At 66.4% G+C, this 21,555-nt stretch carries 19 protein-coding genes and 1 pseudogene; 6 read left to right on the top strand and 14 right to left on the bottom strand.

Annotation, left to right across the window (positions count from 1 at the left end; genetic code table 11):
• Window positions 1-66 precede the first annotated feature (66 nt).
• On the bottom strand, window positions 67-579 hold the full coding sequence (locus tag ABS45_RS08495) for a disulfide bond formation protein B (RefSeq protein WP_291554949.1): 513 nt from the start codon (window positions 577-579) through the stop codon (window positions 67-69).
• A gap of 169 nt (window positions 580-748) precedes the next feature.
• Between ABS45_RS08495 and ABS45_RS08490 the strand changes: the two genes are divergently transcribed.
• Entirely contained in the window at window positions 749-1,192 is a 444-nt protein-coding gene (locus ABS45_RS08490; protein WP_291554948.1) for a universal stress protein, read from the top strand.
• A 48-nt stretch (window positions 1,193-1,240) separates the two neighbouring features.
• On the opposite strand, the gene ABS45_RS08485 is transcribed toward ABS45_RS08490, so the two are convergent.
• The 4 genes from ABS45_RS08485 to ABS45_RS08470 all read right to left on the bottom strand — a co-directional run bounded on the left by ABS45_RS08485 (window position 1,241) and on the right by ABS45_RS08470 (window position 5,000).
• Window positions 1,241-2,818, bottom strand: coding sequence for a malonyl-CoA synthase (locus ABS45_RS08485; RefSeq protein ID WP_291554946.1), 1,578 nt, complete (start codon window positions 2,816-2,818; stop codon window positions 1,241-1,243).
• A 19-nt stretch (window positions 2,819-2,837) separates the two neighbouring features.
• On the bottom strand, window positions 2,838-3,644 hold the full coding sequence (locus tag ABS45_RS08480) for an enoyl-CoA hydratase/isomerase family protein (protein ID WP_291554944.1): 807 nt from the start codon (window positions 3,642-3,644) through the stop codon (window positions 2,838-2,840).
• Window positions 3,634-4,455, bottom strand: a complete 822-nt coding sequence (lgt, locus tag ABS45_RS08475) for a prolipoprotein diacylglyceryl transferase (protein WP_291554942.1) — start codon at window positions 4,453-4,455, stop codon at window positions 3,634-3,636. The genes ABS45_RS08480 and lgt overlap by 11 nt, the downstream gene beginning before the upstream one ends.
• Window positions 4,456-4,571: 116 nt before the next feature.
• Window positions 4,572-5,000 (bottom strand): PaaI family thioesterase, encoded by a 429-nt coding sequence (locus ABS45_RS08470; RefSeq protein ID WP_291554940.1) that lies wholly within the window; start codon window positions 4,998-5,000, stop codon window positions 4,572-4,574.
• Between the two features lie 131 nt (window positions 5,001-5,131).
• Between ABS45_RS08470 and ilvD the strand changes: the two are divergent.
• Window positions 5,132-6,818, top strand: a pseudogene (ilvD, locus tag ABS45_RS08465) (dihydroxy-acid dehydratase).
• 224 nt (window positions 6,819-7,042) lie between these two features.
• Window positions 7,043-8,305 carry an acyl-CoA dehydrogenase family protein gene (locus tag ABS45_RS08460; RefSeq protein WP_291554938.1) on the top strand — a complete coding sequence of 421 codons (1,263 nt, stop codon included), beginning with the start codon at window positions 7,043-7,045 and terminating at the stop codon, window positions 8,303-8,305.
• A 25-nt stretch (window positions 8,306-8,330) separates the two neighbouring features.
• On the opposite strand, the gene ABS45_RS08455 is transcribed toward ABS45_RS08460, so the two are convergent.
• Window positions 8,331-8,573, bottom strand: a complete 243-nt coding sequence (locus ABS45_RS08455; protein WP_291554936.1) for a TIGR04438 family Trp-rich protein — start codon at window positions 8,571-8,573, stop codon at window positions 8,331-8,333.
• A 106-nt stretch (window positions 8,574-8,679) separates the two neighbouring features.
• Here ABS45_RS08455 and ABS45_RS08450 point away from each other — a divergent pair, with 106 nt between their 5' ends.
• The 3 genes from ABS45_RS08450 (at window position 8,680) to ABS45_RS08440 (ending at window position 11,043) form a co-directional block, all read left to right on the top strand.
• On the top strand, window positions 8,680-8,985 hold the full coding sequence (locus ABS45_RS08450) for a c-type cytochrome (protein ID WP_291554934.1): 306 nt from the start codon (window positions 8,680-8,682) through the stop codon (window positions 8,983-8,985).
• A 181-nt stretch (window positions 8,986-9,166) separates the two neighbouring features.
• Entirely contained in the window at window positions 9,167-10,468 is a 1,302-nt protein-coding gene (locus ABS45_RS08445; RefSeq protein WP_291554933.1) for a class I SAM-dependent methyltransferase, read from the top strand.
• Window positions 10,465-11,043: a peroxidase-related enzyme gene (locus tag ABS45_RS08440; RefSeq protein WP_291554931.1), complete on the top strand. Its 579-nt coding sequence runs from the start codon at window positions 10,465-10,467 to the stop codon at window positions 11,041-11,043. Before ABS45_RS08445 ends, ABS45_RS08440 begins: the two co-directional genes overlap by 4 nt.
• Before the next feature lie 72 nt (window positions 11,044-11,115).
• Here ABS45_RS08440 and ABS45_RS08435 read toward each other — a convergent pair whose 3' ends face one another.
• From ABS45_RS08435 to ABS45_RS08400, 8 genes are all read right to left on the bottom strand, one after another.
• Complete coding sequence (locus tag ABS45_RS08435) at window positions 11,116-12,534, bottom strand: GTPase/DUF3482 domain-containing protein (RefSeq protein WP_291554929.1); 1,419 nt, start codon at window positions 12,532-12,534, stop codon at window positions 11,116-11,118.
• Window positions 12,531-13,970 (bottom strand): DUF2868 domain-containing protein, encoded by a 1,440-nt coding sequence (locus ABS45_RS08430; RefSeq protein ID WP_291554928.1) that lies wholly within the window; start codon window positions 13,968-13,970, stop codon window positions 12,531-12,533. Before ABS45_RS08430 ends, ABS45_RS08435 begins: the two co-directional genes overlap by 4 nt.
• Complete coding sequence (locus ABS45_RS08425; protein WP_291554926.1) at window positions 13,963-15,591, bottom strand: phosphoethanolamine--lipid A transferase; 1,629 nt, start codon at window positions 15,589-15,591, stop codon at window positions 13,963-13,965. The genes ABS45_RS08430 and ABS45_RS08425 overlap by 8 nt, the downstream gene beginning before the upstream one ends.
• Window positions 15,592-15,661: 70 nt before the next feature.
• Window positions 15,662-16,873: a ferritin-like domain-containing protein gene (locus ABS45_RS08420; RefSeq protein ID WP_291554924.1), complete on the bottom strand. Its 1,212-nt coding sequence runs from the start codon at window positions 16,871-16,873 to the stop codon at window positions 15,662-15,664.
• Window positions 16,830-17,693 carry a PhnD/SsuA/transferrin family substrate-binding protein gene (locus tag ABS45_RS08415; protein ID WP_291554922.1) on the bottom strand — a complete coding sequence of 288 codons (864 nt, stop codon included), beginning with the start codon at window positions 17,691-17,693 and terminating at the stop codon, window positions 16,830-16,832. Before ABS45_RS08415 ends, ABS45_RS08420 begins: the two co-directional genes overlap by 44 nt.
• A 20-nt stretch (window positions 17,694-17,713) precedes the next feature.
• Window positions 17,714-18,835, bottom strand: a complete 1,122-nt coding sequence (locus tag ABS45_RS08410; RefSeq protein WP_291554920.1) for an acyl-CoA dehydrogenase family protein — start codon at window positions 18,833-18,835, stop codon at window positions 17,714-17,716.
• 203 nt (window positions 18,836-19,038) lie between these two features.
• Window positions 19,039-19,530: an NAD(P)H-dependent oxidoreductase gene (locus ABS45_RS08405; RefSeq protein ID WP_291554918.1), complete on the bottom strand. Its 492-nt coding sequence runs from the start codon at window positions 19,528-19,530 to the stop codon at window positions 19,039-19,041.
• A gap of 61 nt (window positions 19,531-19,591) precedes the next feature.
• Entirely contained in the window at window positions 19,592-21,553 is a 1,962-nt protein-coding gene (locus ABS45_RS08400) for an acyl-CoA dehydrogenase (protein ID WP_291554915.1), read from the bottom strand.
• Window positions 21,554-21,555 lie beyond the last annotated feature (2 nt).

Raw genomic sequence — 21,555 nt, 5'->3', positions numbered from 1 at the left:
GGTGCGGTGGCGCGAAGGTGCATGGTGGCGAGGGCGTTCATGCGCGCAAATGTAGCACAGCCGCCGTCACACAGTGCGCCGGATCGCCGCGCGCGCCAGCATCGCGATCAGCACCAGCGCAAAGAGCGTGAAGCAGATGAAGGACCAGTTGGCGATCGAGCCGCCGAGAAAGCGCCAATCGACCACCGTGCAATCGCCCGAGCCGCGAAAGATCATCGGGATGGCGCGGCTCAAGGCGTAGTTTTCGATGATGCCGTAGAAATCGCGCCCGCAGGTGGCGATCTCGGGCGGGTACCACTGCAGCCAGCTCTGGCGCGCGGCGACGAAGGCGCCAAAACCGGCGCTGGCCAGAGCCAGCAGGCTCCAGAGCACGCGCCACAGCGCCCTGCCCCGGCTCGCGCCGATACCCGTGAAGACCGCCACGGCGATCAGCGCGTAGCGCTGCACGATGCACATCGGGCAGGGCTCCAGCCCCTGGTCGTACTGCAGGTACAGGCCGAAGGCCAGCATCGCGATGCAGGCGCCGCTGATCAGCGCCAGCAGGCGGCGCGGGGTTTGAAGGAGGGACACAAGCAACACGTTTTTTCTTTCTTGGCAATGCACGAGTCGGGATTTTCGCCGCTGGCGCCGTCGCCTTGGTTATGCTGCGGCGGGCAGCGGCATGTGGCATGTGGCATGTGGCATGTGGCATGTAGAGAGCACGGCGCCGCGCAAGAGTTCAACCGCCACGCAAGGAAAGGGGCATACCATGTACCAGCGCATTCTGATCGCCACCGACGGCTCGCCGCTCTCGCGCAAGGCCACCGCCCACGGGCTGGCGCTGGCCGCGCTGGCGCGAGCGAGGGTGATCGCGATAAAGGTGGTGCCGCGCTACCCCAAGCGCTTTCTGGATGGCGCCCTGCCCTTGAGCACGCTGGAAATCAAGCGCGTCGAGGACGAGTGGGCGGCGCAGGCGCAGGCACTGATGCGCGAGGTGAAGGACGAGGGTACGGACGCGGGCGTGCTGGTCAAGACCCTGGTCGTGAAAGCCGATCTGGTGGCCGAGGCCATCATCGCCGCCGCGAAAAAGCACGATTGTGATCTGATCGTGATGGCATCGCATGGGCGCAAAGGCGTCAAGCGCGTGCTGCTGGGCAGTGAGACGCAAAACGTGCTGACGCACTCGGATGTGCCAGTGCTGGTCTTGCGCTGATTTTCAAGCCGAATCGGGCCGTTGCGCTTGCTGGGCAAGCGCGAGCAGCTATTTTTTCAGGAACAAATCACGGTACTGCTCGCGCAGCAGGTTCTTCTGCACCTTGCCCATGCTGTTGCGTGGCAGTGCCGGGGCGATGAAGCAGCGCTTGGGCACCTTGAAGTGCGCAAGTTGCTCGCGCAGCTTCTTGACGATGGCCTCGGCATCGGGCCGGGCCCCGGCGCGGGGCACGACGACGGCGACGCCGACCTCGCCGAAGTCGGCATGCGGCACGCCGACGACGGCGCTCTCCATCACGCCGGGCAGCTCGTTGATGAAGCTCTCGACCTCGGCCGGGTAGACGTTGAAGCCGCCGCTGATGATCAGGTCCTTGCTGCGCCCGACGATGGTGACGTAGCCGCGCGCATCTTGCTGGCCGACGTCGCCGGTCTTGAACCAGCCGCCTTCGGCAAATTCCTGCGCGGTCTTTTCGGGCATCTGCCAATAGCCCTTGAAAACGTTGGGGCCGCGCACCTGGATGGCGCCAATCTCGCCCGCGGGCAAGGCCGCGCCCGCATCGTCCACCACGCGCAGCTCAACGCCCGGGAGCGGGAAGCCCACGGTGCCGCCCCGGCGCTCGCCCTGCCCGCCGTGACGCGCGTCACGCGCATAGGGGTTGGAGCAAAGCATCACCGTCTCGCTCATGCCGTAGCGCTCGAGGATGGTGTGACCGGTGCGCTGCTGCCACGCGGCAAAGGTGTCGACCAGCAGCGGCGCCGAGCCAGAGATGAAGAGCCGCATGTGCGCCGCCGCCTCGCGCGTGAGCGCGGGCTCGGCCAGCATGCGCACGTAGAGCGTGGGCACGCCCATGAAGACGCTGGCGCGCGGCATGGCGGCGATCACCGCCCGCGCATCGAAGCGGTTGAACCAGATCATGGGGCTGCCATTGATGAGCGCGCCGTGCACGCCCACGAACAGGCCGTGCGCGTGGTAGATCGGCAGCGCGTGGATCAGCACGTCGCCGCCTTGCTCAGGCGTTCTCCAGCTCCAGTAGTCCTTGAGCACCAGCGCGTTGGACAGCAGGTTGCCGTGCGTGAGCATCGCGCCCTTGCTGCGCCCCGTGGTGCCGCTGGTATAGAGGATGCAGGCGAGATCGTCTTTGGTGCGCCTGACGGGCGTGTGCGCATCACTGCAGTGCGCGGCGCGCTCCAGCAGGCTGCCGTTGCGCTCCTGCCCCAGCGTGAAGACATGGCGCGTGCCCGCCTTGAAGGCGATCTTGGAAACCCAGCCGAAATGCTCGGGCGTGCAAACGACGACGGCGGGCGTCGCATCGCCGATGAAGTAGTCGATCTCGGCCTGCTGGTAGGCGGTGTTGAGCGGCAGGAAGATGAAACCGCAACGCAGCGTCGCCAGGTACAGCAGCAAGGCTTCTACGGATTTTTCCACCTGCACCGCGACGCGACTGCCCTCGGGCAAATCCAGCGACAGCAGCAGGTTGGCGATGCAGGCGCTCGCGCGATCCAGGTCACGCCAGGAGTAGTTCAGCGGCCTGCCATCGCACGCGCTGGCGTAAACCGCCGTCTGGTCCAGATCCGCAGGGAAGGCCGCGCGCAAGGCACTGTACAGATTTTGCGAAGGGAACTGCATCCGGGTCACCTCAAGGCAATCAAAACCGTGGCCTGCGCTTGTCGAGAAAGGCGGCGATGCCCTCGCGGTGCTCGGCGCTGTCGGCGTAGGCGTACGGGTCAGAGCTATCAACATTCATAGCTGCTCGCGCTTGTCCAGAGGTCGTTTCAGTCACTTTTGACTCAAAAACGCCACGCAGCGTCTGCTTGGTCAGGCGCGCCGCCTGCGGCGCCAGCCGCGCGATGCGATCGGCCGTGGCCTGCGCCTCGTCCATCAGCACGTCGGCTGTTACCACACGGCTCAGGAACCCTCGCGCCAGCATCTGCGGCGCATCGAGCACGGCCGCCTCCAGAAGCATCTGCCGCGCCGTTGCGTCGCCCACGCGGCTGGCCACCAGCGCCGCTTCGCGCGGCGCCATGGGAAAGCCCAGGCGCGCGATCGGCGCGCCAAAGCGCGCGTGCGTTTCCGCGACGCGGATGTCGCAGCAGCTCGCGATCTCCACGCCCGCGCCCATGCAGGCGCCGCGGATCACCGCGACGATGGGCACGTCGCACGCGAGCATGGCCGAGAGGCCACCCCAGACCTCGTTTTCATGGAAGTCGCGCAGCCGCGCCGCGTCGAAACGAAATGCCGGGTATTCGGAAATATCGCCCCCGGCGCAGAAGGCCGCGCCCTCGCCTTCGAGCAGCACGCAGCGCGCCGCCGCGTCGGCCTGAATGCGTTCGAACACGGCGCGCAGCTCGCGCCACATGGCGCGCGTCATCGCGTTCAGGCGCCCGTCATGGCGCAGGGTGACGCGCACGATGCCCGCGTCATCCGCCGGCCGCAGCAGCACGCTAGCGGACATGCCCTGCCTCGGCACGCCGCACCCAGAACCACAAGGCCACGCCCGCCGCGATCATTGGCAGGCACAGCCACTGGCCCATGCTCATGCCCAGCGATAGGATGCCCAGAAAATCGTCGGGCTCGCGGAAGAACTCGGCGATGAAGCGAAGTACACCGTAGCCCATGAGGAAGGCCGCCGTCACCTCGCCGCGCCGGCGCGGGCGGCGCGCGTACAGCCACAGCAGCACGAAGAGCAGCAGGCCTTCAAGCAGGAATTGGTAGATCTGCGACGGGTGGCGCGGCAGCATCGAGCCGCTTTGCGGAAACACCATGGCCCAGGGCAGATCGGGCGAGGCGAAGCGCCCCCACAGCTCGCCATTGATGAAGTTGCCGATGCGCCCCGCGGCCAGGCCCGTAGGCACGCACGGCGCAATGAAATCGACCACCTGCAGCCAGGGCCGATGGCGCGAATGGGCATACCAGATCATCGCCACGGCCACGCCCAGCATGCCGCCATGAAAGCTCATGCCGCCGTGCCAGACCTGCAGGATTTCCAGCGGGTGCGTGGCGTAGTACCCGGGCTTGTAAAACAGGCAATAGCCGAGCCGCCCCCCCAGAATCACGCCGAGCACGCCGAGAAACAGAATGTCCTCCACGTCCTTGCGCGACCACGCCTGCTCGCCCCTGAGCGAGGCGTAGGGCTGGTGCTTCAGGCGCAGCGTCCCCAGCCCCATGAACAGCGCAAAACCGGCCAGATAGGTCAGGCCATACCAGTGGATCGCCAGCGGCCCGATCTGCAGCGCCACCGGATCGATATGGGGGTACATCAGCATGACGGCGATTGTGCAGCAGCCGCATGGCGGGAAAACGCGGCTGCACCCGGCACCCGCACCCCGTTGAGCATGCGCACCGCCCGGGCAGGGTTCACCAGTCCGGGCGTTTTCCTTCCTCAGGCCCCTTCCCTGACAAACGCCATGGTGGCCTGCATCAGCGCCACCACCTTGTGGTCGCCGCCCTCGCCGGTGAACGCGCGCACCTCGCCGGTGCACACGCCCATGGTCTTGCCGGCATTCACTACGCGGCCCGCGGCCAGGAAGCGCTGTCCGATCGCGGGGCGCAGGAAGTTCACCTTGAACTCCACGGTCACCACGCCGCAGCCGACGGGCGCGCGAGTCAGCGCCGCATAGCCGCAGGCGCTGTCGACGATGCTGGTGATCGAGCCGGCATGCGCATAGCCGTGCTGCTGCGACAGCGCGCCACCGAACGGCATGTCGATGTCCACTTCGCCATCGGCCACCCTTGCCAGGCGCGCACCCAGGGTCTTCATCAGCCCCTGCCGCTCGAAGCTCGCGCTCACGCGCGCATGCCGTTCATCCATGTCCAGTCCTTCCAAAAGCCTCTGCGACCCACCGCGCCGCCATTCCCACCCCCTCGGCGAGCCGCGTTGGCCGCACTACACTTGGCAGAGTCTCCTTCAACCCGTGGCCGACACGCCACCCCTGCTTCGCCATGACCGATCCCAAAGCCATCAACCACCGCTCCGCCCATATTACCGAAGGCAAGGCCCGCGCACCCAACCGCTCGATACGGCATGGGCTACAAGGAGGGTGACTTCAAGAAACCCATGGTCGGCGTGGCCAACGGCCACAGCACCATCACGCCGTGCAACAGCGGCCTGCAGCGCTTGGCGGACGCCGCCATCGAGGGCATTCAGCTGGCCGGAGGCAATGCGCAGGTGTTCGGCACGCCGACCATCAGCGACGGCATGGCCATGGGCACCGAAGGCATGAAGTATTCGCTCGTGAGCCGCGAGGTCATCAGCGACTGCGTCGAGACCTGCGTGCAGCAGTGGATGGACGGCTGCGTCGTCATCGGCGGCTGCGACAAGAACATGCCCGGCGGCATGATGGGCATGCTGCGCGCCAACGTGCCCAGTATCTACGTGTACGGCGGCACCATTCTGCCCGGCTGCGTGAACGGCTGCGACCTGAACATCGTCAGCGTCTTCGAAGCCGTGGGCGAGAACGCCGCGGGCAAGATCAGCGACGGACAGCTCAAGGAGATCGAGCAGCACGCGATTCCCGGCACCGGCTCGTGCGGCGGGATGTACACCGCCAACACCATGAGCAGCGCCTTCGAGGCCATGGGCATGAGCCTGCCCTACTCGTCCACCATGGCCAACCCGCACTCCGAGAAAGTGGATTCGGCGCGCGAATCGGCCAAGGTGCTGATCGAGGCGATCAGGAAGGACCTGAAGCCGCGCGACATCGTCACGAAAAAAGCCATCGAGAACGCGGTGGCGGTGATCATGGCCGTCGGCGGCTCGACTAATGCGGTGCTGCACTTCCTCGCGATCGCGCACGCGGCCGGGGTGGAGTGGAGCATTGACGACTTCGAGCGCATCCGCAAGAAGGTGCCGGTGTTCTGCGACTTGAAGCCCAGCGGCCAGTACCTGGCCGTCGACCTGCACAAGGCCGGCGGCATTCCGCAGGTAATGAAGATGCTGCTGAACGCCGGGCTGCTGCACGGCGAGTGCATGACGATCACCGGCAAGACGATCGCCGAAACGCTCAAGGACGTGCCCGATCAGCCGCGTGCGAACCAGAAGGTGATTCACCCCATCGACAAACCGCTGTACGCACAAGGACACCTGGCCATCCTGCGCGGCAACCTCAGCACCGAGGGCTGCGTCGCCAAGATCACCGGCCTCAAAAACCCGGTGATGACCGGCCCGGCACGCGTGTTCGACGACGAGCAATCGGCGCTTGCCGCGATCCTGGGCCACAAGATCCAGGCCGGCGACGTGATGGTGCTGCGCTACCTCGGCCCCAAGGGCGGCCCGGGCATGCCCGAGATGCTGGCACCCACCGGCGCCCTGATCGGCGAAGGCCTGGGCGAGAGCGTGGGGTTGATCACCGACGGGCGTTTTTCGGGTGGCACCTGGGGCATGGTGGTCGGTCATGTGGCGCCCGAGGCGTTCGCGGGCGGCACGATTGCGCTGGTGCACGAGGGCGATTCGATCACCATCGACGCGCACCAACTGGTGCTGCAACTGAACGTGCCCGAGGAGGAAATCGCACGCCGGCGCGCCGCCTGGAAGGCCCCTGCGCCACGCTACACCCGCGGCGTGCTGGCCAAGTTCGCACGCAATGCATCGACGGCCAGCCGCGGCGCGGTGCTCGATGCATTTGACTGAGGTACGGGCGCCCGCCTGGCGCCACAACGCGGCGGCTCCAGGCACACAGGCCGAGTAACCCTGCCGGCGTTGCGCGCATTGCCTCGGCGCGCGCGGCGGGCGATATCCTTTGCCGGCCTGCGCGGCGGGCGCGGCCCGCGCGCCACACGGCGCGTGCTCTCTTTCTGACGTCGAGCGACCACGCCGCACGCGCGTGGTCGCAGGCACCACCAGAAGGAGACACGATGACCATAGATTTCACCCCCAGCGCGGCACAGAGAGAGCTGCAGGCGGGCGCACGCGAGATTGCCTCCCGCGTGCTCACGGGCGTCCCCTCGACCATTGCCGGATTGCAGCACCCGCACGAGCGTTTCGCCGCCACGCGACCGTTCTTTCTTGAGCTGACCCGTGCCGGACTGCTGGCCGGTTTCATCCCGCGAGAGTACGGTGGCGGCGGCCTGTCGGTGCTGGACCTCGGGATCGCTGGCGAGGAGCTCACCGCCGTTGACATCAACGTTCCCACCTCGCTGATAGGCACCGGTCTGGGCCTGCAAGCGATCATCCAGTTCGGCAGCGATGCGCAAAAGCGCCGCTTCCTGCCCGATTTCGTCGAATCAGGCACCGACAAGCTCGCGTCGTTTGCCTTCACCGAAGTCACCGGCGGCGCCAATTTCGACTGCGCCGACCCCGATGCCGGAGTACGGACCTTCGCCGAACGCGATGGCGACGCATGGGTCATCAACGGCGAGAAGCACTGGACGCCCAACGGCAGCGGCTGGGACAACCAGGGCGCGCATGTCTACACGCTGGTTTGCCGCATCGGCCGCGGCAGGCCGGCAAGCGAATCGCTCGCGGTCATCGTGGTGCCGCGTTCGGCCGGCGGCATTGAAGTCGTTGGCCACATCAACGCAATGGGCCACCGCGCGGTCGACTTGCCGCGCATCCGTTTCAACAACGTGCGCGTGCCGCTGGACAACCTGCTCGGGCAGCCGGGCGACGGCATCAGGATTTGCTCAAGCGTGTTCGCATGGACCGGCGCCCTGGTCGGTGCCGAATGCACGGGCGCGATGCGCCGCGCCTTCGACATCGCCTGGCAGTTCGCCAAGACCGACAAGCGCTCGGGCAGCGTGCCCGTGATCGAGCACCCGACCGTCGGCTACCAGCTCGCCGACATCAAGATGCGCATCGAAGCCTGCCGCTACCTGATGTGGAAGGCATGCCACTACCTGGACAGCACCAACGGCGCATCCGAGGAAATGGCGATCATGAGCAAAGTCTTCTGCACCGAGACCGCGGTGCAGACGATCTACGACACCATGCGCCTCGTCGGCATGGACAGCTACGCGCTCGACATGACGCCATTGGCCGCGCTGATGCAGGACGCGCTCGCCTTCCCACTGTTCGATGGCGGCAACATGGGCGTGCGACGCCGCCAGTTGCACCAGATGCTGAAGACGCCTGGCTACGACCCCATGGCTGCCGCCGAGGGGCGGCCTCAGCCAGCCTGACGCGCCGCCGCACCGGGCTGGCGCGTCAGCGCGGCCGGCGCGGCGCCAGCCCCAGCGTTTCCTTCTGTCTGTCGATGCGCTCTTTTTTGCGCTCTTCCATCTTTTCCATCGCCTTGCGCTTGGTGTAGCCCGTCATGTCCGCCCAGGCCCACCACAGCAGCGTGACGGCAAAGGGCGACAACACCCACCACCACGACCACTGCGCCACCGGGCCGATTTCCAGGTATTTCAGCGCCACCAGCAAGATGCCCAGAATCAAGGTGTACACAAGCTGCTCCAAGGTAAATAATGGTGCACCGACCGGTCCGGTCAACGCCAGTTACTAGAATAGCGTTATACAGACCGTATTTCCAGCCAACCGTAAAGGAGTCACCATGAAAGCTGCTTTGATTGCCATGACCTTGGCATTTGCCGCGTCCTCACCCGCCTTCGCCAACGAAGCGCTGGCCAAGTCCAAGAACTGCATGGCCTGCCACAGCGTCGACAAAAAGGTCGTGGGCCCGGCCTACAAGGACGTGGCCAAGAAGTTCGCCGGCCAGAAAGATGCCGAAGCGCAGCTGATCAAGGCCGTTCTCAAGGGCAGCTCCGGCGTCTGGGGCCCGATTCCCATGCCGGCCAATGCCAATGTCAACGAAGCAGAGGCCAAACAGCTGGTCGACTGGATTCTGTCGCTCAAGTAAACCGACTGCGCCCTGCGGCGCAGCCTCCAGAAAAGCCGCATGAATTTTCTTGCGGCTTTTTTGTGCGTCAAAGGCACGAAACTGCATGCAGGGCAGGGTTTTTCGCCAATGCCCATTCAATGAAAACAGGAAATACTTTAGAACTGGATATTCGCAACACACCAACAAGGAGACCCGCGCGATGAAACTGCCGTACGACGCCTTGGAAACCCGATTGGCTCTGTCTCCGGTCCCCATGCGCATACAGCTGCCGGGCGGAGACAGCGTGGGCCCGGCCCATGCTTCGCTCACGCTGAAGCTGCACGATCAGACGGCGATCGCCGCGCTTGCCACCGGCGCCATCGGCACGGTGGGCGCCGACATCGTCGAGGGACGCGTCGAGTTCGAAGGCAGCGTGCGCGATCTGATGGCTGCGGCGCAAGCGCTTTTGAGCACCGATCCGGCGCAGGACGAGCACACCAGCTGGTGGCGCCAGACACTGGCCTGGTATGTCTCCAAGGCCAGGCACACCACGGCCAAGGATGCGAAGAACATCCAGTTCCATTACGACATTTCCGACGATTTCTACGCCTTGTGGCTCGATCCTTACCGGGTCTATTCCTGCGCCTACTACCGCACGCCCGAGATGACCCTGGCGCAGGCACAGGAGGCCAAGCTTGATCACATCTGCCGCAAGCTGCAGCTCAAGCCCGGCGAGCGGCTGCTGGACATCGGCGCCGGCTGGGGCGGCATGCTGCTGTGGGCCGCCGAGCATTACGGCATCGATGGCACCGGCATCACGCTGTCGAAGAACCAGTACGCCTATGTGCAACGGCAGATCGAGGAGCGGGGCCTCACGGGCCGCGTGCGCGTGCTGCTGCAGGATTACCGCGAGCTGCAAGTGGATCAGCCCTTCGACAAGATTTCCTCCATCGGCATGTTCGAACATGTGGGCCGCGCGCAGATGCCGTCCTACTTCGCTACCGTGCGCCGCCTGCTCAAGCCCGGGGGCCTGGCAATGAACCACGGCATCACCGCTGGCGGCGTCGACAACGATGAACTGGGCGCCGGGATGGGCGAGTTCATCGATCGCTACATCTTCCCCGGTGGCGAGCTGCTGCACGTAAGCGTGGCACTGCATGAGATCGCCAGGGCGGGCCTTGAGATGGTGGATACCGAAAACATCCGCCCGCACTACGCCAAAACCCTCTGGGCTTGGTCGGACGCTCTGGAGGCACAGCTGCCCGGCGCGCGCGCCATCCTGGTGGCCCAGCACGGCCAGGAGCAGGGTGAGCAGGCGCTGCGGGCCTATCGCCTCTATCTTGCGGGCTGCGCGCTGGGCTTTGAGCAGGGCTGGGTGGCGCTGCACCAGATCTTGATGACCCATCCCGATGGACGGCAGGAGACAGGCACAATGCGCGGCGCGCAATCGTGCTACCCCTTCAACCGCGAGTACATCTACGCGCCGCCACAGGCTGGCGCCACCCCCAGGAGAAAGCCATGACCGAACGCTACCCCGCCCCCACCCTGGACAGCCTGCCCGAGGACATCCGCACTCGCATCCTGGAAGTGCAGGAGAAAGCCGGCTTCATCCCCAATGTGTTCCTCGGCTTTGCCCGCCGCCCGGCCGAGTGGCGCGCGTTCTTTGCCTACCACGATGCGCTGATGCTCAAAGAGGAAGGCAGTCTCTCCAAGGGCGACCGCGAAATGATCGTGGTCGCCACCAGTGCGGCCAACCAGTGCCTGTACTGCGTCGTCGCGCATGGGGCCATTCTGCGCATCTACGAAAAAAAGCCGCTGGTCACCGACCAGGTGGCGGTGAACTACCGCAAGGCGGACATCACGCCGCGCCAGCGCGCCATGCTGGACTTCGCGCTCAAGGTTTGCGAGCAGTCCAGCGCCATCGAGGATGCGGACTTCGAGCGGCTGCATGCGCACGGTTTTGACGATGAGGACATCTGGGACATCGCCGCCATCACCGCGTTCTTCGGCCTGTCCAATCGCATGGCGAGCTTCTCCGGCATGATGCCCAACCCGGAGTTCTATCTGATGGGGCGTCAGCCGCGCGAAAAGAAGTAAAAACGATAGCTGCTGACGCTTTGCAGTCAAGCGCTAGAGCCTGAAAATTCTTGAATTTCCTGGCAGTTATCACTACGCCAGCGCCGGCCCGCTGGCCAGCTGGTTTGCCAGGCGCAGCTCCAAGCGATCGCGCTCTTCGCCACCGCCAGCGCCGCGACCCTTGCGCTCCCAATCCGGGTGGCTGCGCGCCACCAACAGGCTGGACAGCAACGCGCGCGGCAAGGCGGTCGTTGTCTCCGGGCCCTCGGCAGCCGCGGCGGGTGCCAGCGGCATGCGCAAGGCATCCTGCACTGCATGGCTGCGACTGGCCAGTGCCAGCGCCAGGGCATGCAGATGCTGCAGCAGCAGCCACAGCAGCGCATCTTCCGCGGTCAGTTCCTGCACGCCGCTCAGCCGGTTTTCCAGCTTGCGCCACAGCGGCCGCCAACCGCCCGAAAGGGCGCCGCCTACGGTAGCCCCCAGCGTAGTCGCGGCACCCAGCGACAGGCCCGCGAGCAGCAGATCGGCGATCGCACCGACGCCGGCGCCGATCACCGAGCCCAAGCCCAGGCGCATGCCAGCCTGCGCAAGCAGTTCGGGGTCGAAAAGGTCGTCCTTCCAGCGGCCCGCGAGCTCGGGCAGGTCCGCCAATTCGGCATCGCCCGCGCGAAAGGCGTGCAGCGCCAGCAGCGCATCCATGCCCGCCTGCACATGGGCGCGCAGCGCGGTCCGGAATTCAAGCACGCACTGCTCGCGCCTGACCTCATCCTGCAGCACCTCGGCCGCTACTTGCCGACGCATGGCGGCCACGTCGATCAGTGTGCTTGCCACGATGCGCCAGCCGGCCTGTTCGCGCTCCTGCGCGGCCTGCGAGAGCGCGGCGCCGATGGCGGCCACCTGGCTGCGCCGCTCGGGCGGCAGCAGCGTGGCCAGATCGGCGTAGAGCTGCTGCTCGCTGCCATGCAGCGGCGCCACCACATCGAACTGCGCCTGGGCATGCAGGCTGCATTCGCGCAGCAGGGCCTGCCACTCGGGCACGCGGCTGGCGGCGTCGGCGGTGAAGTTGAGCACCGGCATGATGGGCCGCGTGCACCAGCCGAGGATTTCGATCTCGGCGCGGTACTTGGGCAGCACCGGCGCGCGCGTATCCAGGACCAGCATCGCGCAGTCCGCGCCATCGAGCAGCGCGCGCAGCACCTTGGCTTCCTGCTCGAAGGCGGCGCGGGCCTCGGGGCCGGCGAGAAAAGCGCGGATTTTCTCCAGCCGCGTCTGGCCCGGCTGCTGCGCCAGAAACCCGTGCAGCGCGATGGAATCCTCCAGCCCGGGCGTATCGGTAAAGCGCGCCAGCACTTCGCCCGCAATGCGCAGATCAACCACCTGGGCATGGCGCGTGGTGCCGGGGCGATCAGACACCTCGCCGAAATCGCGCTGGCGCGTGAGCGCGCGCAGCAGCGAGGTCTTGCCCGCGTTGGTATGGCCCACCACCACGGCGGTCAAGGGCTGGCCATTCATTGCTGGCTCCTTTTCACTATCCATTCAATAGCTTGTTGCGCATGTTCCATAAGCGCAAGATCCTCAAAACCCTCTGAATCCATCCAACGGCGCCAGCGCGCCACGCCATCACCGCCCGTGGCCAGCACGGCGACCTCAGGCACGCTCTGGCGCAGTTCACGCAGCCAGCGCGCCGTGCCGCGATCGGGGCTGCCCGGCGCAGCCACCACCACCAGCGCCGCGCCTGGCCGCTCCCGCAACAGGCGTGCGTGCAAGGCCTCACGCTCCTCGGCGCTACCGCTGAGATTCACGCTCCAGCCCCCACCAGCGCCGGCCAGCTCCGTCGGCGGCCAGGCGAGCTCGGGCGGGAGCTCGAAGCCGATCAACACCACCCCTGCCGCGGCGTTGCCGGGTTCGCGTTCGGCCCGCGCGGGCAGCGCCACGCCGCGCCGCTCGGCATCGACCACCACCGGCGGCGGCTCCAGCGCATCCAGGCGCCGCACGATCTGCTGGATCTGCGGATCGGCCGTGTCCACCACCGCCAGCCGCGCCAGCCCGCTGCGCCAGCGCGCAAGGCTCAGCAGCGCAAGCAGCGCCCGCGGCAGCACGCCATACACCACCACGCAGCCAATCAGCCACCAGGCCCAGGCGCGCTGCTGCACGGCATCGGCGGTGTGGTGGGCAGCCACGGCGCGCACCGCATCGGCATCGGGCACGGCAAAGCCGAGCAGCGCGGGCAAGCTGCCCGTCCAGGCGACAAAGCGCTGGAAAAACGCCGGGCTCAGGATCGTTGTTTCCCAATGCAGCGCGTAGGCCTGGAAGGCAAACCCCGCCAGCAATACCGCCAGCGTGAGCGTGAGCGAAACCGCCCAGATGCTGTGGCTGAGCAGACCCGCAAGCCAAGGCCACAGGCGCTGGCGCTGCACCAGCGCGGCAAAGGCCTGCCAGATCTCGGGCGCATGCCGCCCGCGGTCTGGCGGCAGGCGCGCGGCCCAGGCCAAGGCCCAGCGGCCCAGAGACCAATCGCCGTGGCGGCTGCCGCTCTTCATGTCCCAGAGCAGGCCAAAAAACCACATCACCAGCGTCACGAGGTGCAACCCCAGCAGACTGGCAAAGGCCGCGATGGCGTTGATGCTGCGCGCTTCGCTCAGCACCGCCCGCCCGGCGAGCAGGCCCGCCAGCGCGAGCAGCAGCGCCAGCAGTAAAGCGCAAAGGCGCGTGGCACGCCGCCAGCGCGCCAGCTCGGCCACCACACCCAGACGCTCACCCAGCAGCCAGGCGCGCTGCTGTACCTGCACAGGCCGGTCCGCTGCGGCGGCAAAGGCCTGGCGCAGCGGTGCATCGTCTTCCAGCGCCCCGCCCTGCTCGATGCGTGCGACAGCCGCCACCACGACGGCGCGGTCCAGCGCGCTGGCAGAAGTGAACGAACCCTGGGAGGTGTGCGCAGCGCTATTCACGACGGCAGGCCGCGAACAGATCCAGCGCGCGGTTGTAGCTGGGCGAGCGCACATCGAGCAGCGTGAGCACCGACGAATACAGGTTGTCGTGCGTCAGCGGCGCATCCAGATGCGTGCGCAAACAAACCGGCGAAAGCCCCAGGCGCTGCTGCAGTGGCGCGCTGAACCAGGCAAGCATAGGCACATGCTTTTGCACGTCGGGCGCCACCGCGTAGGGCATGCCGTGCAGGTACAGTCCGTATTCTCCGAGCGATTCGCCGTGGTCACTCACGTACAGCAGGCCGGTGTCGCTTTGCGCCGAGCGCTGCGCAAGCCAATCCACCGTGCCGGCCAGAAAGGCATCGGTGGCGACGATGGAGTTGTCGTAGGCGTTGATGAGCGCCTGCTGATCGCAGTCGGAGAGCACTTCGGTGCGGCATTCGGGTTCGAACGTTTTCTGCGCCGCCGTTGAACGCTTGTAGTAGGCCGGGCCATGGCTGCCCATCTGGTGCAGCACCAGCAGCACGCCGCGCGCGCGCTCGGCCTCGGGCAACGCGGCGATGCGCGCATCCAGCCCTGCCAGCATGGCCTCGTCGCTGCATTCACCGCCGGGGCACAGCTGCTGGCGCTGCTGCGGGCTCAAGCCGTCGATCGCATCCGCATGGTGCACGCGGTCGCACACACCCTTGCAGCCACTCTGGTTATCCAGCCACAGCACCGCAAGACCGGCGGCTTGCACGACATCGAGCAGGTTTTCCGTGTCCTCGCTGCGCGCGAGGAAGCCATCGCGCCCCAATGGCGAAAACATGCACGGCAGCGATGCCGCGGTACTGGTGCCGCAGGAAAACACGTCGCGCCAGCTCAGTACATCATCGCGACGGGCCAGCTCGGGGTTGGTGGCACGCGCATAGCCATTGAGCGCGAAATGGTCCGCACGCGCGGTTTCGCCCACCACCAGTGCCAGCAGCAGCGGCCGTCGGTTGCCGGCATGGCTCGCGCCAAGCGCCGCGCCTGCGGTCATTTTCACCAGGGTACGCGGGCGGCTGAACCATTGGTCGTGCACGGCCATCACGCTCGAAAACAGCGGCGCTGCCGGGTTCATCAGGTAACGCAGTTCGGTGTGGTTGCGCATCAGCGGCGCCAGGCTGCGCGAACCCAGCGCGATGGTGGCTCCTGCCAGCGCCAGCGCCAGCGCGATCAAACCCGCATTGCGCGCCATCTGGCGCCACCAGGGAGCGGGCAGGAGTTGCAGGTGCAGCAACCACCAGGTCGGCAGCGTCATCACCAGCAGCACTGACGTCAGCAGACGGGCGGTGAGCAGATCGCGCGTCTCGCGCACATCGGTCTGCATCACGTTGGTGAGCATGCCCGGGTCCATCACCACCCGGTAGGTCAGCATGTAGTACTGCGCCAGCGCCGCCACCAGCAGCAAGAGCCACCAGAGCCAGCGCATGCCGCGCGACCAGGCGGTCACGCCCAGCACCGCCAGCGTCGCACTGGCGAGCAGGCCCAGCATGGGGACACCCAGCGACAGCACATCGCCCTGACCCTGGGCAATACGCGCCAGGCTCAGCCACAGCGGCCAATTGGCCGTGAGCAGCAGGTACAGCGTGAGCAGCAGCACCGCACGCTGCGCGGACATGGGACCACGCCACCAGGAGGCTGTGCCCTGCGACAGTGAAGGATGGCTCACGCTGAATCCAGATCGCGGGTCACATGAAATTGCGCGTGTGCAGCAGCGAAAGCCGCTGCGCCTCGTCGCGCTCGAAACCCAAGCGCAGCAAGCGTGCAAAGCGCCCCCCGGCCATGTCCCGCACCAATGCCTGCACACGCTCAAAGCCTCGCCGCAGCGCCGCGATGTCCAAGGCTCCTGCACCTATCAGGATCAGCGCATCGAACACTTCCTCATTCAAACCCGAAGTCCCGGACAAGCCCTCGTGGCGCTGCTGCATCGCCCGGGCCAATTGCTGGCGCAGCGCAGGCCCAGCCTGCAGGCGATAGAGCAGGTGGGACATGCCCAGAGCCACATGACGTGCCTCGTCGCGCGCCGCCAGCTTGCAGATCTGGCGCGTAAGCGGATCCGGCCCGTGCTCGGCAAGAAACTGCAGCAAATGAACAAAGCTGCCCTCCCCCTGTACCGACAGCAAAAAGCTCGCCATCGAAAAGTCCGGCTCATCGAGCAGCGTCTTGAGCGACGCCTGTCCACCCGCGGTGGAAAGTGCGGGCTCACGCCCGCCCTTGCGAATGCGGCGGGTGAAGACGTCGATATGGCGCGCCTCGTCCGCCACCTGAATGGCAAGCGCTGCCTGCATCTCGCGGAAATGCGGGTGGATCTGGCCAAGAAAGCGAGCGGGAACGAGCAGCGCAGCGTTCTCGTTCTCCACCATGTAGGTCATAACCTGGCACACAGCTTGCTCGATCTCGGGCGGGTGCGTGAATGAAACGCTCCAGTCCAATGCGGTATCCGGGTTCCACTGCGCCGCGACAGCCTGCGCATAGAGCTCTGCCGCGTTGTCGCACCAGACTTCTTCCTTGCGATCCAGGCGAAACGCAAACGAGGGCGAGCCCGCCTCCACCAGTGCTCCGCGGGCGGCCAACCCCCAACCGGGTTCGGCCTGTTCCAGCACCGCACCCGGCACGTGCGGATCGCTGCGCCCGGTGGCCAGCGCATCGCGCCAACGCCCGGTCTGTGCACTGCCGCGCGCAATCACGGCGGCCTCGCCTTCAAGGCTGATGGCGTGCCCTTGCGAGCGACACCAATGGGCAAGCGGCGCTTGCCAGCCCGCGCCCTGCCCGGTCACACGCAGCCGACCACCTACCGCAACGTGCGCGAGCGCGTGCTTGACCAGCAGGTGCGCCCCGGCATCGAAGCCCAAGTCTTCAATATCGATAGTCGCTGGCGAGCAGTCCACCGTTGGCGTCATAAAACCCCTGCTCCGTTGCCGCACGTTCAAGCAGCGCCCACCCGCTGGTGCGCCCCGCGCGCCATTGGCGCAAACCTTCAAGCTCCAGCAGCGGGCGTACCTGCGCATCGTCCCAATCCATGGACAGCAGCAACCCGCCCAGGCGATCGGCCGCCTGCGCATCCACGCCGGGGCTCACGGTAAGCGTGCAGTGGTCGAACAAGCTCGTCGTGGCCAGCACGCGCGTTCCGCCGGCTGGCAAAGTCCCTTCTTGCGCGAACGCCTGGTAGTTGCCGGCAATCATCCAGCTTGCCGCCACTTCGCCTCTGAGCATGGCCTGCGCCGCATCACGTTCACCGCCGATATGGTCGCCATGCTTGCCGCCGAGCACGTCAAAGCGGCACACCTCGTACTCACGTCCGCCCACCAAGCCCCCCTGGTGCTGCAGATGATCGAGCGGAATCAGCGTGGCTTGCGGTGAATCGATGGCGCCAAAGCCCACCGCCTGGCCACGCAGATCGGCCAATTGCTTCAGCGGGCTGTCGGCCTTGACGACAAGCACCGACTGCAGGTCCTGATCAGTGTCACGCATCACCAGCGAACGCACGCTCTGACCGCGCGCGCGCGCCATGCGGTCGGCCCGCACCCAGGCCAGCGGTGAATTCCAGGCGAATGCAATATCGCCCGTGAACTGCGCTTGCACCTGCGCCTCGTAGTTGGAATACAAGACGTAGTCCATGGCAAAGCCGCGCTCTGCCAACCACGCCTTGAAGCCTTCCCAGATGGTGACGACCTTGGGCGCATAGGCAACGGCGCCAAGCATGAGAGGGGATGAACGCATGGGAGATCCTGGAAAACGCCTTATTTTTTGGGGGCCGCGGCATCGCACAGCGCACCGCCGATGAAATCGAACAGTACGTCCGACGTCGGCGCCATGATAGATGCCGCTCGCGCATCGCGGAACATCCTCTCTATGCCCAGATCCTTGCGGAAGGCCGCGCCACCGCAAATGCGCATTGCGGTATCAGTCACTTCCAGCGCAGCCTCGGCAGCGCTGGCCTTGACCTGCAGCACACGCAGTGTCGCATCGGCACGCCCTGCAGCCAGTGCCGCCAGCGTGTCGTCGCGCAACAGGCGCGCCTGGTCGGCACGGATGCAGGCCCGTGCGAGATACGCGCGCACCGTCGGCAAATCGGCAATGCTGCTGCCGCTTTCGGCAAAACGGCCGTGGGTGATGTGCGCCGTGGCACGCGAGAGCGCACCATCCATCATGCCGATGGAGCAGGAGGCAATCAGCGCCGTGAACGTCGGCAACTCATCGTTGTTCATCAGTTCGGCGCCCTGGCCGTCGTCGCCCAGAAGGCAGTCGAGGCCGATGCGCACACCTTCAGCGCTGACCGGCGCCGAAGCGTTCGCGCGCAAGCCGAGCCCATCGAACGGAGCGGGGCTGGACAAACCCGGCAGGCGGCTGTCGACCACCCAGAGGCTGCAAGCTGCATCGCCCTGCGTAGGGCGTGAGGACCAGACGTAGGAATCCGCCGCGCCTGCCGACGTGACCATGCTCTTGCGTCCATCGAGGACCACCGCGTTCCCCTCGCGACGGGCCGTACCCACCGGTGCCCAGAAATGGCTGCGCGTACCCACCTCTGACCACGCCAGCGTGGTCAGGTGCCGACCGGCGGCAATCGCCTCGCGCAGGGCACGTTGCCCATACTTCTCGATCAGGGTGGTACCCGCGTAGTGCATGGTCAGCACCATGGCGGTGGAAGAGCAATCGCGCGCAATGCGTTCGACGACCTGGGTTGCCTCGGTCAGGCCAAGACCCAAACCACCGACATCGCGGTGACTGATCAGGCCCAGCAGCCCAGCCGCGCCCAAGGCGTCGAGTGCAGCACGTGGGAATCGGGCCTCTTTGTCAGTGATCTCGGCCGTGGGCGCGATCACGTCCTGAACGATGGGCTCCAGCGTAGAAATAAAAGACATGGGATGAAAACAAGCAAGACCGCAAACCAGGGCGCAATTCACACTGGTGACCGATCGTGGAAAAGAGCGCTGCAATGGACACGTTCTCGCACGATGATTTCCTGTGCAGACCTGCAACACCATCATACGGAGGCCATCAGCGAATGGCTGCCCGCAGTGCGGGAACAGCCATTTTATAGCGCACAAGGCAAGTCTACGCTGCGCTAAAAAATGCCCAGTGCCAGCCCGGCAGCCAGCGCCTCGCCCAGCGCTCGGCAGCGTTCGCGATCGGCCTCGACTATGTGCTTGGGCGCCGCAATCGCCTCCGGCGTTTGCGCATGGGTGCAGACGATGAGGGGCTCGGCCACCGGTCTCAAGCGCCAGCCCGTGGCAATGCGTGCCATCTGGCGCGCCGCGCCCTCGCCATCGCTGCCGGCACAGACCATGCCCGCATACGGACGCCCCTCGATACGACCCAGCGCGCCGTAATACGTGCGGTCAAAAAAATCCTTCATCATGCCGGCCATGCTGGCCAGGTTTTCCGGCGTGGCAAACAGATAGCCCGTTGCGGCCAGCAGGTCACCCACACCGGTCTCCTGGGCGCTCAGCAGTCGCACCTGCACATCCGGTTCACCCGCCGCCCCCTGCTGCGCCGCCTGCACCATCTGTAGCGTGCCGCCGGTGAGCGTGTGATGGACGATGAGCAGGGTGCGCATGGTGGCATTTTGCGTCAAAAATGCCGCCAAGGCATGCCTATCAAGCGACTGAAGCTATCATTCAAAAAGCATCTGCTGGCACTGCCATGCAGGTGCTGTCACGCCGCGCCACCGGCGCCAGCCAGGCGGCTATTTTTGGCAGTTCGTAATGGTAAAAATAGCATGCAGCGCCCATCCTGCCTGCGTTGGCAGCTATCGGTAGCGGAGCATCCTGCTGCTGCACGCAGAGCGCCACGTCGAGCCACACCCAGGCCAGCACCACGTGGCCAAAGGCTTGCAGATAGGGCACGGCGTTGGCCAGCGCCGCGGCCGGGTCGCCGCTGCTCCAGGCATCGCGCGTGGCCGCTTGCAGCTGCGCCAGCGCCTGCTGCAACTGCCCGGCCCAGGCGGCCAGCGCCGGCGTTTGCGCGGCCGCCACTGCCGTGGCCTGCACGCGCGCGGCCCACAGCGCCAGCGCCGCGCCGCCCTGCATCACCACCTTGCGCCCGAGCAAATCCTGCGCCTGGATGCCGTGCGTGCCCTCGTGGATCATGTTCAGGCGGTTGTCGCGCCAGTACTGCTCGACGGCAAAGTCGCGCGTATAGCCATAGCCGCCGTGGATCTGGATGGCCAGCGAATTGGCCTCCAGGCAGTTCTCGCTCGGCCAGCTTTTGGCGATCGGTGTCAGCAGCTCCAGCAGCAGTTTGGCCTCGGCCGCGGCCTCCGGCGCGCCGGTGCGGCCTTCGTCGACCAGCCGCGCGCAGTACAGGTTGAGCGCCAGCGCGCCCTCGCAAAAACTCTTTTGCGCCAGCAGCATGCGCTTGACGTCGGCGTGCTCAATCAGCGCCACCTGCGGCGCAGCGGCGTCCTTGCCGCCGGCGCCCACGGGCCGGCCCTGCAGCCGGGTCTTGGCGTAGTCCAGGCTGGCGTAATAGCCGGCGAGCCCCAGTGCCGTGGCCGCCATGCCGATGGCGATGCGCGCCTCGTTCATCATGTGAAACATGCATTTGAGCCCCTCGCCGGGCTGGCCGACCAGGTAGCCGATGGCGCCGGCCTGGCCCTTGACGGGGTAACGGCCCTCGCCAAAGTTCAGCAGCGTATTCGTCGTGCCGCGCCAGCCGAGCTTGTGGTTCAGGCCGGCAAGGGCGATGTCATTCCTCTCGCCCAGCGTGACGCGCGCAGCCCCCATCCCAGCCTTCCCCCAGAGGGGGAAGGAGTCGGGACCATCGCCAGCGCCCAGCGGTACTCCCCCCTCTCCTTCTGGGAGAGGGCCGGGGTGAGGGCTGCCCACCTCCACCAAAAATTTCGGCACGATGAACAGCGAAATCCCCTTGACCCCCGGCACCAGCGTGCCATCGGCCTGCGGGATCTTGGCCAGCACCAGGTGCACGATGTTCTCCGTCATCTCGTGCTCGCCAGAGCTGATCCACATCTTGTTGCCCGTCAGGCGGTAGCGCGGGCCGAGCGGGTCGGCGGCAAAGTCCGCCCCATCAGCGACGGCGCGCGTGGCGATGTCGCTCAAGGAAGAGCCCGCCTGCGGCTCCGAGAGGCACATCGTGCCGGCCCAGCGGCCATTGAACTCGTTGGCGGCAAACACCTGCTGCTGCAAGGCAGTGCCGTGCGCCAGGATGGCGTTGGCGTTGCCCGTGGTCAGCAGGTTGGAGCCAATGCTGATCGACGCCACGCCAAAAAAAGTGTTGGCCGCCGCATCCACCAGCCAGGGCAGCTGCATGCCGCCCAGCGCGTAGTCCTGCGCCGCGGCCAGCATGCCGCTGTCGGCGTAGGTCTGGCGCGCCTCGTGCGTGCAGCGCGGCAGCACCACGCGCAGGCTGCCTGCGCCGTCGGGCTCGGTACGCGGCTCCTCGGTGTCGACCTGGCGGTTGAACGGCGCATATTTCTCGCGCGCGATGCGCTCACAGGTGTCGAGCACGGCGTCAAAGGTCTCGCGCGAATGGTCGGCGAACCTCGGCCGTTCGGTCAGGGCGGGTGCCTGCAGCCAGTCGTAGAGCAGGAAATCGAGGGTGGAGCGCAACGGGGAAGTCATGC

Origin of the sequence: Comamonas sp. SCN 65-56, from assembly GCF_001724135.1 — a bacterium.
Classification (GTDB): domain Bacteria; phylum Pseudomonadota; class Gammaproteobacteria; order Burkholderiales; family Burkholderiaceae_C; genus Comamonas_C.
Note: the sequence above shows the minus strand (reverse complement) of the source record. Positions and strands in the feature narration are given on the sequence as shown.